We start from the raw sequence: 14,038 nt of genomic DNA, 5'->3' as shown, positions 1-14,038 counted from the left end.
GGTGCGGGCGGCACTTACCCGATCCTGGGCGATCCGTCACTCGGCGCCGCCCCGTCGGGCGGAGGAAGCAGCGGCGGTCTGATGAGCGACATGATGAGCGCGGCCAACCAGCTGGGCGCCGGTCAGGTCATCGATCTGCTCAAGGGCCTGGTGATGCCGGGGCTCAAGCAGGCTGTGCAGGGCGCGAATCCGGCCGCGGCTGCGGCTGCGCCGGCCGCTATTGCGCCGGCCGCCGCCTTGCCGGGGCTGCCGGTGCCGACCCCCTGATCGGAGCCCGGCCTCGGGACTACCACCGAAACGGCACCGCAGAAGTGGGACCAAGCGCGAACTGCGCCGCCCAATCTCTGCGGTGCCGTGCCGTGGGTGGTCGACATAGTTGACTTACGTAGCGTGTCGAATCATCTGCAACATCAGACACATACGTAACATCGGGTGGTGCCGCTCCGCCGTCCTGCGCCGACGATGCTGCTCACCGCCATCGCGGCGACAGCGGTCATTCTGCCGTGGGCGGTTGACCCGGCCTCCGGACATCGCGACCAGCGGCATCAGGCGGCTCACCCCGGCGATGCTCACCTCACCCAACAACCGTTGGTCGGCCTCGGCGGAGGCCTAACGGTCCGCGAAGTCAGCCAACGCACACCGTTTTCCATGGTTGCGCTGACCGGCGGCGACCTCAGCGGCACGTCCGCGCGGATACGGGCCCGGCACGCCGACAGCTCGTGGGGGCCGTGGTATGAGACCGAGGCGCTGCCAACCCCGAGCGGCCACGGTTCAACACCCGGCCGATCCGGCACCGATCCGGTGTTCGTGGGCAAGACCACGACCGTTCAGATCGCGATCAACCGACCACCCGGCGCGGCGCCGACCTCGCAGCCGAGCGGCTCGACACCGACCGGCCTGGGCTACCTGCCGGCCACCGTTGAACAACCGCTGGCGCAGAACATCTCCGCTGTCCTTATTTCCCCGCCGCAGGCGCCGGCCGACACCCAGTGGACGCCGCCCACCGCCGTCATCGCGGCGGGTCAGCCACCCAACATCATCGGTCGCGCGCAGTGGGGCGCCGACGAACTGGTGCGCTGCGGCAACCGGCCGTTCGATGAACCCATCCGCGCCGCGGTCGTCCACCACACCGCCGAGAGCAACGACTACCAGCCGCAGGATTCGGCGGCGATCGTCCAATCGATCTACGCCTACCACGCCCAGATACTGGGCTGGTGCGACATCGCCTACAACGCGCTGGTCGACAAGTACGGCCAGGTGTTCGAGGGCAGAGCAGGCGCGCTCACCGGACCAGTCCAGGGCGACCACACCGGCGGCTTCAACCGCGAGACCTGGGGTGTGGCGATGATCGGAAACTTCGACGACATCGCGCCTACGCCGATTCAGTTGCACACCGTCGGCCGCCTGCTTGGCTGGCGACTAAGCCTGGATCGCATCGACCCTAAAGGGACAGTCACATTGGCCTCGGCCGGCGGACCCGACACCAACTATCCCGTCGACGCCGCGGCGACGCTGCCGACCATTTTCAGCCACCGCGACGTCGGCGCCACCGATTGCCCGGGCAACGTCGGCTACGGGCTTCTGGGCGAGATCCGCGATACCGCAGCCCGTTTCAACACCCCGCCCAGTCCTGAAGACCTGGCCATGGCGCTGCAGGGCGGCGCTATCTATGACCGGTGGCAGTCGATCGGCGGGATAAACAGCGTGCTGGGCGTGCCGACATCACCGGAATCCACCGGGGCGGGCTCGGCGCGCTATGCCGCTTTCGACAAGGGCGCGATGTACTGGTCGCCGGCGACGGGTGCGCAACCCGTTACCGGAGCCATCTATGACGCGTGGGCCTCACTCGGCTATGAGCGGGGTGCTCTGGGATTGCCGACCAGCGGCGAGTTGCAGGAGCCGCAGTGGGTAAAGCAGAACTTCCAGCATGGCACGCTGGACTTCGACCGGCTCAGTGGTCGCGTCAGCCGGGTGATCGACGGTGTCGCCGAGGAGTTGCCGCCGTCTCCGCCGAACGGACCACCGATGCAGCTCGAGCGGTTCTCGCCGGTCCATCCCGCCGACTAAGCCAGCGCCGGCTCGAGCCGATTGCCCTCCTCCTCCTCACGTCGCTGCGCGACGCGCATCGTCTCCAGAGCTAGAGCCACCAGCGTTCCAGCACTCGCGCCACCCCGTCGTCAGTGTTGGGTGTGGTCACTTCATCGGCGGCGGCTATCGCGTCGGGATGCGCATTTCCCATCGCCACCCCGTGGCCGGCGCGCAGCAGCATCGCCACGTCATTGGGCATGTCACCGAACGCAACCACGTCGTCATCGGTAATGCCAAGTGGGCGTGCGAGTTCGGCGATACCGGTGGCCTTGTTGATGCCCAACGGCACGACTTCGATCAGCCCGTTGTTGGTGGAGTAGGTGATGTCTCCCTGGATGCCGACATACTTGGCGAGCTCGGCGGCCATATCACCGCTGCGGGCACCGGCCTTGCGGACCAGTAGCTTCACCGCAGGGGCGCTCAGCAGGTCTTCGATGGACACTTCGGTGTTGTCGGGATTGAGCCAGGCGTGCTCATAGCCCGGCGAGCTGACAAACTGCGGCGTCGCCGCGTCGTGGGCGCTGCGGCCGATCCGCTCGACCGCCAACCCGGCGCCCGGGATGGCGCGCGTGGCGATCTCGGCGAGTTCGCCCAGGGTCTCAACGGACAGTGTCCGGGCGGACACGACGCGGTCGGTGGCGGGGTCGTAGATCACAGCGCCGTTGGCGCACACCGCCATCGGGGCGAACCCGAGCTCGTCGACCACCCGCTGTACCCACCGCGGTGGTCGACCGGTGGCCAGCACGAACTGGGCCCCGGCCTCGACAGCGGCGCGCACCGCGTTGCGCGTGCGCGGAGTGATTCTCTCGTCGTCGGCGATCAGGGTGCCGTCCACATCGCAGGCGATCAGGGCAGGCAGGGTCACTGGACCGATCCGCCTTCGCAGCAAGCGGTCAATGTGTTCCGCTTTGGTTTTGTCCTGGCCGCGTCACGCCGTCGGTTCCGCGCCTTTGCAGGCGCTCTTGCAATTCGGCGAACCGGAGCGCCTGGGAATTCTCCCGGGTTGGCGCGCTGCCACCCAGCCGCCGCGGCACCCAGAACTCGCCCGCTGGATGCGGATACTCCTCCTGCACCCGGTAGAGCAACTCGTTCATCGCATGCCGCAAGGTGACATTGAGTTGTTCGGCGGTACCCCGCGGGGGCAGCGGGCGGCCGGCGGCCACGGTGATCGGGACCTTGTTGCGAAACACCTTCTTTTGGTGGTCTTTAGGCCAAATACGATGGGCGCCCCAGACGACCATCGGGATTATCGGCACCTGCGCCTCCAGGGCCATCCTGGCCGCCCCGGTCTTGAATTCCCGGAGTTCGAAACTGCGGCTGATGGTGGCCTCGGGATGCATCCCGATGAGTTCGCCCTCGCGCAGCCGCTCTACGGCGACGTCGAATGCGTCGTGTCCCTGCCTACGGTCTACCGGAATGAGCCTGGCGTGCTTGATGACGTAGTTCACCGCCCTCACGTCGGCCATCTCGGCCTTGATCATGAAGTACATCCGCCGGCCCCGCTCACGAACGGCGAACAACGGTGGAAGCCAGTCCAGGTAGCTGGTGTGGTTCTGGGCAAGTATTGCGCCGCCCCGCTCGGGAATATGCTCCAGGCCCTGGAACGTGAACTTGGTTCCGTTCATCGCGACAACCGGCGGCACGACCCACTCGCCGAACCGGTAAAACGGCTCTGGCATGCTCGGTGCTCCTTTCGTGCAACCCGGCAGGGCTTATCGCCCCCGACGCGGACCCCGAGCGCTCCTAGGTGTTCACCGCGTCACCCACCGCGCTCCGCCCGTCTGCGGGCGCGCTCAGTCTTTCGCTTTTTGTTCTCAGTGTCCTGGAGAACCTTTGCCTCCGCCACCGTAGGTGCGCTGCCGCCCAGCCGCTGCGGTACCCAAAACGCGCCTTCGGGGTGGGGATATTCCTCCTGCAAGCGATGCAACAACGACGTCATTTCGTCGCGCAGCGCCGCGTCGAGGTCCTCGACGTCGCCGGCGGCAGCCAACGGTTTGCCCGCCGCCACGATGACTGGAATCTTCTTGCGGCCCACATTCCTCGGGTGGTCTTTCGTCCAAATCCGCTGAGCACCCCAGACGATCAGCGGAATCATCGGGACGCCGGCCTCCAACGCCATTCGCGCGGCCCCGGTCTTGAACTCCTTGAGCTCGAAACTGCGGCTGATCGTCGCCTCAGGCATCAGGCCGACCAGCTCGCCGGCCTGCAGCAGCCGCACAGCCTCGGCGTACGCCTCGGACCCGGCTCCGCGGTTGACCGGGATGGTCTTGGTGTGCCTGATCAAGAAGTTGACCACCTTCACCTGCTGCATCTCAGCCTTGATCATGTAGCGGATGCGCCGCCCGCGGTAATACACAGCAAGCGCCGCCGGCAGCCAGTCCACGTAGCTGGTGTGGTTGATCGCCATCACCGCACCGCCGGTGCGTGGAATGTTCTCCAGGTCCTGGTAGGTGATCTTGGTGCCGGTCGCCGCGACCAAGGCCTTAGCCGTGATCTCGAGAGTTCGGAAGACCGGCTCCATGGGAGTTACTCCGACGCGCCCGCCGGATCCGCTCGGTCGCGCGCCGCCCGGGCAGCCGCGCGTTGGCTGGCTTCCTCGGCGTCCAACCGGGCCGCCTCCGCCAGGGTGGGAGCACCGCCGCCCAGCCGGTGCGGTACCCAGAACTCGCCGGCCGGATGCGGGCCGTAAGAGTCCTGCACCCGCTCCAGCAGATGCTGCATTCGGGAGTGCAACAACGCCGTCAGGTCGGGCGCGGGCAACGTCGGCAAGATCGGCTCGCCGACCGCCACCTCGATCGGCACCTTCGGACGGAACAATTTCTTGGGATGGTCTTTGGTCCAGACTCGCTGGGCACCCCAGACGATGTGCGGAACGATCGGCACGTCGGCCTCGATCGCCATCCGGGCCGCGCCGGACTTGAACTCCTTGATTTCGAAGCTGCGGCTGATCGTCGCTTCGGGATACACACCGACCAGCTCACCATCTTTGAGCGCCTGCACGGCCGCATCAAACGACGCGGCGCCGCTGGCCCGGTCGACCGGGATGTGCCGGAGCTTGCGCATAATCGGCCCGGTGATCTTGTTGTCGAAGACCTCCTGTTTGGCCATGAACCGCACTTTGCGCCCGAGACCCTGCTTGTAGGCGGGTAACCCCGCGAAGGTGAAGTCGAAATAGCTGGTGTGGTTGATGGCGACGACGGCGCCGCCGGTGGTAGGCACGTTCTGCACCCCGTCGAGCGTGAAACGTAAACCCTGTAATCGCCACGTCAAACGGGCGAGTTGGATGATCGTCCCGTATACCGGTTCCACGGTGATCAACCCTAATGTTTTCGGCTGGGTGGCTGTACCGGGGTCAGGCGTTTACTTCGGCGCTGCCGCTAAGCTCAGGGGCGGCGAATCGGCGACAGATCGAGTCGCAGGACTAGTTTTTGAAGGGCATCGGTGCAGGTCATAAGCGTCGGCCATGCCGGCTTTCGGGTCGAGACCCAGGCGGGGAGCATTCTGTGCGACCCCTGGGTCAATCCGGCTTACTTCGCGTCGTGGTTTCCCTTCCCGGACAACAGCCAGCTGGACTGGGACAGCTTGGGGAACTGCGACTACCTGTACGTCTCGCACCTGCACAAGGACCACTTCGACGCCAAGTTGCTGGCAGAGCACGTCAACAAAGACGCCGTGGTGTTGCTACCGGATTATCCGGTGCCCGACTTGAAAGATGCATTGCAGGAGCTGGGATTTCACCGGTTCTTCGAAACCACCGACTCGCATCTGCACCAAATCAGTGGGCCGAAAGGCGACCTCGACATCATGGTCATCGCGCTGCGGGCTCCCGCCGACGGCCCGATCGGCGATTCCGCGCTGGTGGTCTCCGACGGCGTGACCACAGCGTTCAACATGAACGACGCGCGGCCGGTGGACCTGGATGTGCTGCATGCGGACTTCGGCGACATCGACGTGCACATGCTGCAGTACTCCGGCGCGATCTGGTATCCGATGGTCTACGACATGCCGTCGCGCGCCAAGGAGTCGTTCGGCATTCAGAAGCGGCAGCGCCAGATGGACCGGGCCCGCCAGTACGTCGCGCAGGTCGGCGCGACGTGGGTGATCCCGTCAGCCGGCCCGCCGTGCTTTCTGGACCCCGAGCTGCGTGACCTCAACGACGACCACGGCGACCCGGCCAACATCTTCCCCGACCAGATGGTGTTTCTCGACCAGATGCGCGCGCATGGACACGACCGTGGCCTGCTGATGATTCCCGGGTCGACTGCCGAATTCTGCGGCGCACAACTGAACTCGCTGAGCCACCCGCTGCCCACCGAGCAGGTGGAGGCCATCTTCACCACCGGTAAGGCGGCCTACATCGCCGACTACGCTGCCCGCATGCAGCCGGTGCTTTCGGCGGAGAAAACCAGCTGGGCGCCTGCCGCCGGCGGGTCGCTGCTGGAGCCGCTACGAGCGGTGTTCGAGCCGATCATGTTGGCGGGCGATGAGATCTGCGATGGTATCGGCTACCCCGTCGAGCTGGTGATACGGTCCGCGGCGCATCAAGAGAGAATTGTACTCGACTTCCCCAAACGCACTGTGCGGGAAGCGATTCCCGACGAGAAATTCCGCTACGGGTTTGCGATTCCGCCGGAACTGGTGCGCACCGTGCTGCGCGACCAGGAGCCCGACTGGGTCAATACCATCTTTTTGTCCACCCGGTTCAAGGCGTGGCGGGTCGGCGGCTACAACGAATACCTGTACACGTTTTTCAAATGCCTGACCGACGAGCGGATCGCTTACGCCGACGGCTGGTTCGGCGAGGCGCACGACGATACCGCGTCGATCACCATGGACGGCTGGGAGATTCAGCGTCGATGCCCGCATTTGAAGGCTGACCTGTCCAAGTTCGGCGTGGTCGAGGGCAGCACGCTGACCTGCAACCTGCACGGGTGGCAGTGGAACCTGGAGAACGGCCGCTGCCTCACCACACGGGGCCACGAGCTCCGGAGCTCCAGGCGATGAGCGCAGCCGACTCCTACGACGATGGCCTGATCCAGCTGGACCGGGAGGCAATCACGCTGCGCCGCTACCACTTTCCGTCCGGCACATCAAAGATCATCGCGCTGGACAGGATCCGTGGGTACACGGCCGAACCGCTGGGGCTGCTGATACACCGATTCCGCATCTGGGGCAGCTCAGACCTGCGCCGCTGGCTGCCGCTGGACGTGCGGCGCCCGCTGCGGTCAACGCTGATCACCCTGGACGTGCCGGGGACCAGGCCGAGGCCGGCGTTCACACCGGCGGATCCGGAGAACTTCACCGCGCTGCTGGACCGGTTGCTGGACCAGGACTAGCAGCGCGGCGGTCAGCGCCCGGCGTCGGCCAGCGCTTGATTTGCCGCGTTATATCCCGGGATGAACGTGATCCCCGGCCCGCCGTGACATCCAGTGCTGGCCAGATAAAGCCCGCGGACCGGAATCGGCTGCCCGATAAAGCCTTTTGGGCCAGGCCGGTTCGGGCCGATCTGCTGCGCGTGGAAAAGGCCGTGGCAGTAGTCGCCACCTGGGGCACCGAACATGACGCCCATGTGCTTTGGCGTGAAGGTGGTGTGCCGGATGATGCTGCGCTCGAAATTCGGCGCCAATCGGGTGATCTTGTCGATCACGCGTTGGCCCATTTCGACCTTCGCCGCGCCATAGTCCACTTCGCCCTCGATGGGGAACCACAGCGCGAACGCCGACGCGGCGTGCTTGCCCTCAGGCGCGAGGTCGGGATCGTTTTGCGAAGGAATCTGGAAGACGACCGTCGGGTCGGCGGGCACGATTCCGCGCCGGCAATCCTCCCACTGCTGCTGGACTTCTTCCGGTGTGCTGAAGATGCCGATCGACGCCTGCATGCTCGGGTCGTTGAGCGCCTCGTAGGGCGGGGCGAACTCCGGGGCCTCGTCCAACGCGAAATGCATCTGGATGTAACTGCCGCGGTGGTCAATCCGCGCGTAGCGTTCGCGGATGTCCGCAGGCAGCACCGCGGGGTCGACCAGCTCGTTGACCGTCAAATCCGGCGCGATTGCCGAGATCACGACCGGCGCGGTCAACGTGTCGCCTGCCTCGGTGCGCACACCGCTTGCCCGTCCGTCGGCGACCAGGATCTCGGTCACCTTCGTGCGCAAACGAAGCTCGCCCCCGCCGCTTACCAGCGAGTCAGCCAGATGCGCCGTGAGCGCGCCGATGCCGCCGCGCAACTTCTTCATCTGCATGATGTCGCCGTCGGGAACACCGAGCCCGAAGGCCAGTGCGGCCGCGCTTCCCGGCGTGGCCGGGCCGCGGTAGAGGGTGTTGACCGCCAGCACGGTCATCGAACCGCGCAATGCACCGTGCTTCTCGCGGTCGGGAAGGTAGCGGTCCAGCACATCGGTGACCGAGCCAAACAGCATGTCATCGATCGCTGAGCGCTCGAATTCATTGGTGGCACAGTCATACATCTCGTCGATCGTCTTTGGCGGCATACCGGCCTCGAACCGGCCCAGTGCTCGTGTCGGCGCCTGGGCCCAGGCCATCAGCCCCGCCATGCCGTTCACGGCGTCCGCGCCGTGCACCTCGTTGAGGTGGGTGAACAGCTTGATCGGGTCGCTGTACTGGATCATCGGGTCGTCGCCGACGCCGCGCAGCGCAACCGACATCACGTCCAGGTCGATGGTCGGCAGGGTGTCCAGGCCAAGCTCGTGGCGGACCACCGGCGCGGTGGGGAATTGCACCGAGCCGGCGATCTCGAACTGGTAGCCATCGAACAATTCGACGGTGGACGCCATGCCGCCGGCGTAGAGCTTCGATTCCAGGCACAGCGTGCGCAGCCCGGCCTTCTGCAGCAGCACCGCGGCGGCCAGCCCGTTGTGGCCCGCACCGATCACGATCGCGTCAAACCTAGTTTCAGAACCAGTCATGCTCCCTGCCCTCCAGGAATGCAGGCTGGCATGCGCCGGTAAGTTTTGTCAATTATGACGAAACTGGGTAACGCACCCATGCCTCGGTGATGCCGGCGCGTAAAGATTCCAACCCCACATGGCAGACCCGCGCCAGCTCGCCCAGTGACCGATTGTCACCTAGCATCCAGACTTCCATCGCGCCGAAAACCGCCGCGGCGATGCAGCGCGCGGTCACCGCCATGCGCAGCCGCTCGTCCGGGGTTGCCTCGCCTGCACAGCTACGGCGCTGCAGCTGCGCGGCGATGGCGTCGGCGAAGTCGGCTTGGACATCTTGGATATGGCGGACGATGCGGCTCGGGTCCAGCTCGTCGCCCCTTAACGTGGCGATTTTCGTCACTGCTTCAACGTCATAGGGAAACGAGAAGATGGCCGCCTGCACCGAATCGATGATCGGTTCTTCGGCAGACCTGTCGGCCAGCGCCGCGCGAAACCAGTGCAGTCCAGTGTAGTCGGCAAACAGCAAATCGTGCTTGGACCCGAAGTGGCGATAAAACGTCCGCAGCGACACCCCGGCGTCGGCGGCGATCTGCTCGGCCGAGGTGTCCTCGACGCCCTGGGCCAGGAATCGCACCAGCGCAGCCTGCCGCAGCGCTTCCCTGGTGCGCTCGCTGCGCGCTGTCTGCGCTGGCCGGACCATGCCAGTAAGGTACCTCAGTTTTCTGTTGTGTCATTATTGACAAAACTTATCGGCGAGGTGAGACTGCGCCCATGGTGTCGCTTCTCGTGCATGCAGTTCTCGGGCTTTCGGTGATCGTCTGGATCGTCGCGTCGAACTCGAACGTTTTCTCCCGACCGTCCAGCGGGCCATCCGTGTCGCCGCTGGAGGCGGTGTATTACCTCGTCGGGATCGCGTCGGTCGTGCTGGGCTGGTGGTTCAACATCCATTTCGTGCAGCAGTACGCCCACGGGTCGACAAACCCGATCTGGGGACCCGGCAGTTGGTCGGACTACATCCGGTTGATGTTCACCAACCCGGCGGCCAGTTCGGCGAGCCAGGACTACACGATCGCCAATGTCATTCTGTTGCCGCTGTTCACCATCGTCGACGGATACCGGCGAGGGCTGCGGCACCCGTGGTTGTATTTCGTCTCCAGCCTGTTCACCAGCTTCGCGTTTGCGTTCGCCTTCTACTTCGCCACCATCGAGCGCCAGCGGCGCCATGAACAGGCCCGCGAGAAGGTGCCCGCCTAAGCGGCGAGTCCAACGCTGCGGTAGTCACTTTCGTCTGCTTCAAAGCTGTCCAGTCCGGCGAAGGCCTTCTAGTCCCGCGATCTGTCGGGCACCCCGTCGCCGGGCCTTCACCCACACGGAGCAGCGCCGGGCGACGATAGGCTGCTGTGTCGTGGAACGGACGCGCCTCGACACTGCTCGGATCCGGGCCGCTCGGCGCGTAATCGACCCGATTTTTCTTGACACTCCGCTATACCGCTGCGAGGCGCTGGAACCCGACCTCGGGTGCGAGGTGACTCTCAAGCTCGAAACGGCGAACCCGGTCCGCAGCTTCAAGGCGCGCGGCACCGAGGTAGTCGCGAGCCTGCTCGCCGGGACTGGCTCGCAAGCCGTGGTGTGCGCCAGTGCGGGCAACCTTGGCCAAGCCCTCGCATGGTCCGGTCGCGGCCGGGGACTCGACGTCACCGTCGTCGCATCCCGCGTTACGCCTGCGGTCAAGCTCGATCGCATCCGCGCATTAGACGCCAAGTTGGAGGTGGTGGACGGCGATTTCGAGATGGCTCGCGAGCGGGCGGTAGTCATCGCGCACTACGACGGCATCCGGCTGGTCGAAGACAGCCTGGACATCGAGACATGCGAAGGCGCGGCGACTATCGGCCTGGAACTGGTGGAGGCCATGCCGTCGTTCGACGCCGTCCTGATTGCTCTGGGCGGCGGGGCGCTGGCCACCGGTGTGGGCCATGTGGTCAAGGCCTGGGCACCCGAAGTCGAGGTGATCTGCATCCAGCCACTGGGCGCACCGGCGATGACTTACTCGTGGCGCCAACGCCGCGTCGTCACCACCGACTCGACTAACACTATCGCTGACGGCGTCGCCGGCCGGTGTCCCATCCCGGCCGTCCTGGACGACCTCCTCGTGGTCGCTGACGACGCCGTCTTGGTTCAGGAGGCCTCGATCATCGCCGGTATGCGAATGCTCCTCGACCACGCTGGCCTCGTCGTCGAACCGTCAGCCGCGCTCGGCATCGCGGCGATCCTCGAAGACCGTGAACGCTTCGCCGGCCGACACATTGTCACCATCGTGTGCGGCAGCAACGTCGACCTGAACGCTTATCACCGCTGGGTCGGCGCGAACCCCATCCACAGGTCTTGACAATTGCTCCACCACAGACCGAGCTGGCCGATCGCGCATGGTAATCACACGCCAGCTATTCCGGTCCTCCTGACGTTTGCTGTCTCCGACGGCCACAAAGGCCTCAGGCCACCGGCTCGAGCAGTTCGACGCCGACGAACGGCACCAGCGCGTCGGGAACCCGCACACTGCCGTCGGGCCGTTGGTGATTTTCCAAAATGGCGACCAGCCAGCGGGTGGTGGCCAAGGTGCCGTTGAGCGTCGCGGCGATCTGCGGCTTGCCGCCGGTATCGCGGTAGCGGGTGGCCAGCCGGCGGGCCTGGAAAGTGGTGCAGTTCGATGTCGAGGTCAGCTCTCGGTAGGCGCGCTGCGTCGGCACCCAGGCCTCGCAGTCGAACTTGCGAGCCGCTGACGAACCGAGATCGCCTGCGGCCACGTCGATTACCCGATAGGGCACCTCGATGCGGGCCAGCATCTCTTGCTGCCAGCCCAGCAGCCGCTGATGCTCGGCCTCGGCGTCGGCCGGCGTGCAGTAGACGAAACCCTCGACCTTGTCGAACTGGTGCACCCGGATGATGCCACGGGTGTCCTTGCCATAACTGCCGGCTTCGCGGCGGAAGCACGATGACCAGCCGGCGTAGCGCAGCGGCCCGCCGGACAGGTCGAGGATCTCGTCGGCGTGGTAGCCGGCCAGTGGCACCTCGGAGGTGCCGACGAGATAGAGGTCGTCGGCCTCCACCCGGTACACCTCGTCGGCGTGCGCACCGAGGAAACCGGTGCCCGACATCACCTCCGGGCGCACCAACACCGGCGGAATGACCGGGATGAAACCGTTGTCTGCCGCCAGCCGGATCGCCAGCTGCAGCAGCCCCAGCTGCAGTAGGGCCCCCCTACCGGTCAAGAAGTAGAACCGCGAGCCAGACACCTTGGCGCCGCGCTCCATGTCGATCAGGCCGAGCGTCTCGCCGAGTTCCAGGTGGTCTTTCGGGTCGCCGATCGCGGCCGGCTCACCGACGACCTCGAGGACGGTGTAGTTATCCTCTCCACCGGCCGGAACGCCGTCGATGATCACGTTCGAGATCGCCATGTGGGCAGCGATGAGCGCCGCCTCCGCTTCGGCCTGCTGCGCCTCGGCGGCCTTGACCTGCTCGGCCAGCTCCTTGGCCCGCTGCAGCAACGCCGGACGCTCGTCCGCGGAGGCTGCGCCCACCCGCTTGCTGGCCGCCTTTTGTTCGGCGCGCAATGAATCGGCTGTCGAGATCGCGGTCCGCCGGGCGGTATCGGCTGCCAGCAGCGTGTCGACCAAGGCCGGGTCCTCGCCTCGACTGGTCTGGGACCGGCGCACGGCGTCGGGGTTTTCGCGGAGCAGCTTCAGGTCGATCACGGCCTAGAACCATACGCGGAAGGCGCCCGCCAGCGATAACCACACGCATTACTTCTGCATCAGCTGTCACGGGACGCGGTCCGCCTGTCAGAATAGAGCCAATGTCGAACGCATCCGAGCAACACGAGCCACCGGCCAGCCGGCCGCGGCTTAGGCTGCCGCGGGTTGAGTGGCTCAACGCCTTGCAGGCCTCGGCCACTCGGCGCGCGTTGCTGCTGACGGCTCTGGGCGGTCTGCTCATTGCCGGCCTCGTCACCGCCCTGCCGATCGGCGATGGTCCCGGTCGGCTGACCGGCTACATCGACCCGGTGCCCAGCACCGGCTCGAAGGGTAATGACGCTTTCAACCGCGCCACCAGCGGAAACTGCCTGATGTGGCCGGATCGGATGCCCGAAGCGGCGACCATCGTCGACTGCAAAGACGACCACCGGTTCGAGGTCGCCGAGTCGATCGACATGCGCACGTTCCCCGGTTCGGAGTACGGGCCGGACGCCCCGCCGCCGTCGGCCACCCGCATCGAGCAGATCAGCCAGGAGCAGTGCGAGTCGGCGGTGCGGCGCTACTTGGGCGCCAAGTTCGACCCGAACAGCAAGTTCATCATCAGCATGTTGTGGTCCGGCGACAAAGCGTGGCGGCAGTCCGGCGAGCGGCGGATGCTATGTGGCTTGCAGCTGCCGGGCACGGGCAACGAACAGGTCGCCTTCAAGGGCAAGGTCTCCGACATCGACCAGTCCAAGGTATGGCCGGATGGCACCTGCCTGGGCATCGACCCGTCGACCAATCAACCCACTGACATTCCGATCGACTGCGCCGCACCGCACGCGATGGAGGTCACCGGCACGGTCAACTTGCTCGCCAAGTTCCCCGACGCGCTACCTCCCGAGCCCGAACAGGACGCCTTCATCAAGGACTCCTGCACCCGGCTGACGGACGCCTACCTCGCGCCGGTTCAGTTGCGCAGCACCACGCTGACCCTGATCTACAGCACGCTGTCGCTGCCGAGCTGGTCGGCCGGCAGCCGGCAGGTTGCCTGCAGCATCGGGGCGACCCTGGGCAACGGCGGGTGGGCGACGTTGCTCAACAGCGCCAAGGGGCCGCTGCGGATCAACGGTCAGCCGCCCGTTCCGCCACCGGACATCCCGCAGGAGCGGCTCAACCTGCCGCCGATCCCGATAACTCCGAATACCGGCGGTTCGTCGACGTCTTCGGCCGGATCGACCGGTTCGAGCAGCCAGCGACAGGGCAACCAACACCTGCCGGGACAGCCGGCCGCGCCGGAGCAGCCCGCACCGGCAGCACC

General features: G+C 65.9%; 13 protein-coding genes and 1 pseudogene. 7 read left to right on the top strand and 7 right to left on the bottom strand.

Features of this window, described 5'->3' with window-relative positions:
• Positions 1-267 (top strand): annotated as a pseudogene (locus WAN71_RS25835) (hypothetical protein); the annotation flags it as partial.
• Positions 268-462: 195 nt separating this feature from the next.
• On the top strand, positions 463-2,067 hold the full coding sequence (locus tag WAN71_RS25830; RefSeq protein WP_422228049.1) for an N-acetylmuramoyl-L-alanine amidase: 1,605 nt from the start codon (positions 463-465) through the stop codon (positions 2,065-2,067).
• 70 nt (positions 2,068-2,137) lie between these two features.
• Here the strand turns inward: WAN71_RS25830 and WAN71_RS25825 are convergent, their stop codons facing one another.
• The 4 genes from WAN71_RS25825 to WAN71_RS25810 all read right to left on the bottom strand — a co-directional run bounded on the left by WAN71_RS25825 (position 2,138) and on the right by WAN71_RS25810 (position 5,397).
• The gene (locus tag WAN71_RS25825; RefSeq protein WP_422228048.1) at positions 2,138-2,953 is read right to left on the bottom strand and encodes an HAD family hydrolase; all 816 of its coding nucleotides are present in this window, start codon (positions 2,951-2,953) and stop codon (positions 2,138-2,140) included.
• Positions 2,954-2,981: 28 nt separating this feature from the next.
• Positions 2,982-3,767, bottom strand: coding sequence for a lysophospholipid acyltransferase family protein (locus WAN71_RS25820; RefSeq protein ID WP_422228047.1), 786 nt, complete (start codon positions 3,765-3,767; stop codon positions 2,982-2,984).
• 80 nt (positions 3,768-3,847) lie between these two features.
• Positions 3,848-4,609: a lysophospholipid acyltransferase family protein gene (locus WAN71_RS25815; protein WP_422228046.1), complete on the bottom strand. Its 762-nt coding sequence runs from the start codon at positions 4,607-4,609 to the stop codon at positions 3,848-3,850.
• Between the two features lie 5 nt (positions 4,610-4,614).
• The gene (locus WAN71_RS25810) at positions 4,615-5,397 is read right to left on the bottom strand and encodes a lysophospholipid acyltransferase family protein (RefSeq protein WP_422228045.1); all 783 of its coding nucleotides are present in this window, start codon (positions 5,395-5,397) and stop codon (positions 4,615-4,617) included.
• Between the two features lie 132 nt (positions 5,398-5,529).
• Here WAN71_RS25810 and WAN71_RS25805 point away from each other — a divergent pair, with 132 nt between their 5' ends.
• Together WAN71_RS25805 and WAN71_RS25800 are read left to right on the top strand one after the other, a co-directional pair.
• Positions 5,530-7,092: a Rieske 2Fe-2S domain-containing protein gene (locus tag WAN71_RS25805; RefSeq protein ID WP_422228044.1), complete on the top strand. Its 1,563-nt coding sequence runs from the start codon at positions 5,530-5,532 to the stop codon at positions 7,090-7,092.
• Positions 7,089-7,424, top strand: coding sequence for a hypothetical protein (locus WAN71_RS25800; RefSeq protein WP_422228043.1), 336 nt, complete (start codon positions 7,089-7,091; stop codon positions 7,422-7,424). Before WAN71_RS25805 ends, WAN71_RS25800 begins: the two co-directional genes overlap by 4 nt.
• A gap of 11 nt (positions 7,425-7,435) precedes the next feature.
• Here the strand turns inward: WAN71_RS25800 and WAN71_RS25795 are convergent, their stop codons facing one another.
• Complete coding sequence (locus WAN71_RS25795; RefSeq protein WP_422228042.1) at positions 7,436-9,010, bottom strand: phytoene desaturase family protein; 1,575 nt, start codon at positions 9,008-9,010, stop codon at positions 7,436-7,438.
• A 52-nt stretch (positions 9,011-9,062) separates the two neighbouring features.
• Positions 9,063-9,689 carry a TetR/AcrR family transcriptional regulator gene (locus WAN71_RS25790; protein WP_422228041.1) on the bottom strand — a complete coding sequence of 209 codons (627 nt, stop codon included), beginning with the start codon at positions 9,687-9,689 and terminating at the stop codon, positions 9,063-9,065.
• Between the two features lie 71 nt (positions 9,690-9,760).
• On the opposite strand from WAN71_RS25790, the gene WAN71_RS25785 reads away from it, so the two are divergent.
• A complete protein-coding gene (locus WAN71_RS25785) occupies positions 9,761-10,243 on the top strand; it encodes a DUF2834 domain-containing protein (RefSeq protein ID WP_422228040.1) in 483 nt (160 codons plus the stop codon).
• A 151-nt stretch (positions 10,244-10,394) separates the two neighbouring features.
• A complete protein-coding gene (locus WAN71_RS25780; RefSeq protein WP_422228039.1) occupies positions 10,395-11,375 on the top strand; it encodes a threonine ammonia-lyase in 981 nt (326 codons plus the stop codon).
• 103 nt (positions 11,376-11,478) lie between these two features.
• On the opposite strand, the gene serS is transcribed toward WAN71_RS25780, so the two are convergent.
• On the bottom strand, positions 11,479-12,738 hold the full coding sequence (gene serS, locus WAN71_RS25775) for a serine--tRNA ligase (RefSeq protein ID WP_422228038.1): 1,260 nt from the start codon (positions 12,736-12,738) through the stop codon (positions 11,479-11,481).
• 101 nt (positions 12,739-12,839) lie between these two features.
• Between serS and WAN71_RS25770 the strand changes: the two genes are divergently transcribed.
• A partial coding sequence (locus WAN71_RS25770) for a septum formation family protein (protein ID WP_422228037.1) occupies positions 12,840-14,038 on the top strand: 1,199 nt, incomplete at its 3' end.

The organism is Mycobacterium sp. (assembly GCF_049280035.1).
Classification (GTDB): Bacteria; Actinomycetota; Actinomycetes; order Mycobacteriales; family Mycobacteriaceae; genus Mycobacterium.
This window is presented reverse-complemented; position numbering and strand designations above follow the sequence as displayed.

Excerpts from the sequence above, each read along its gene's own strand:
- WAN71_RS25785 (WP_422228040.1), top strand. The coding sequence starts at position 9,761 with ATGGTGTCGCTTCTCGTGCATGCAGTTCTCGGGCTTTCGGTGATCGTC.
- WAN71_RS25830 (WP_422228049.1), top strand. The coding sequence starts at position 463 with ATGCTGCTCACCGCCATCGCGGCGACAGCGGTCATTCTGCCGTGGGCG.
- WAN71_RS25800 (WP_422228043.1), top strand. The coding sequence starts at position 7,089 with ATGAGCGCAGCCGACTCCTACGACGATGGCCTGATCCAGCTGGACCGG.
- WAN71_RS25815 (WP_422228046.1), bottom strand. The coding sequence starts at position 4,609 with ATGGAGCCGGTCTTCCGAACTCTCGAGATCACGGCTAAGGCCTTGGTC.
- WAN71_RS25820 (WP_422228047.1), bottom strand. The coding sequence starts at position 3,767 with ATGCCAGAGCCGTTTTACCGGTTCGGCGAGTGGGTCGTGCCGCCGGTT.
- WAN71_RS25795 (WP_422228042.1), bottom strand. The coding sequence starts at position 9,010 with ATGACTGGTTCTGAAACTAGGTTTGACGCGATCGTGATCGGTGCGGGC.
- WAN71_RS25790 (WP_422228041.1), bottom strand. The coding sequence starts at position 9,689 with ATGGTCCGGCCAGCGCAGACAGCGCGCAGCGAGCGCACCAGGGAAGCG.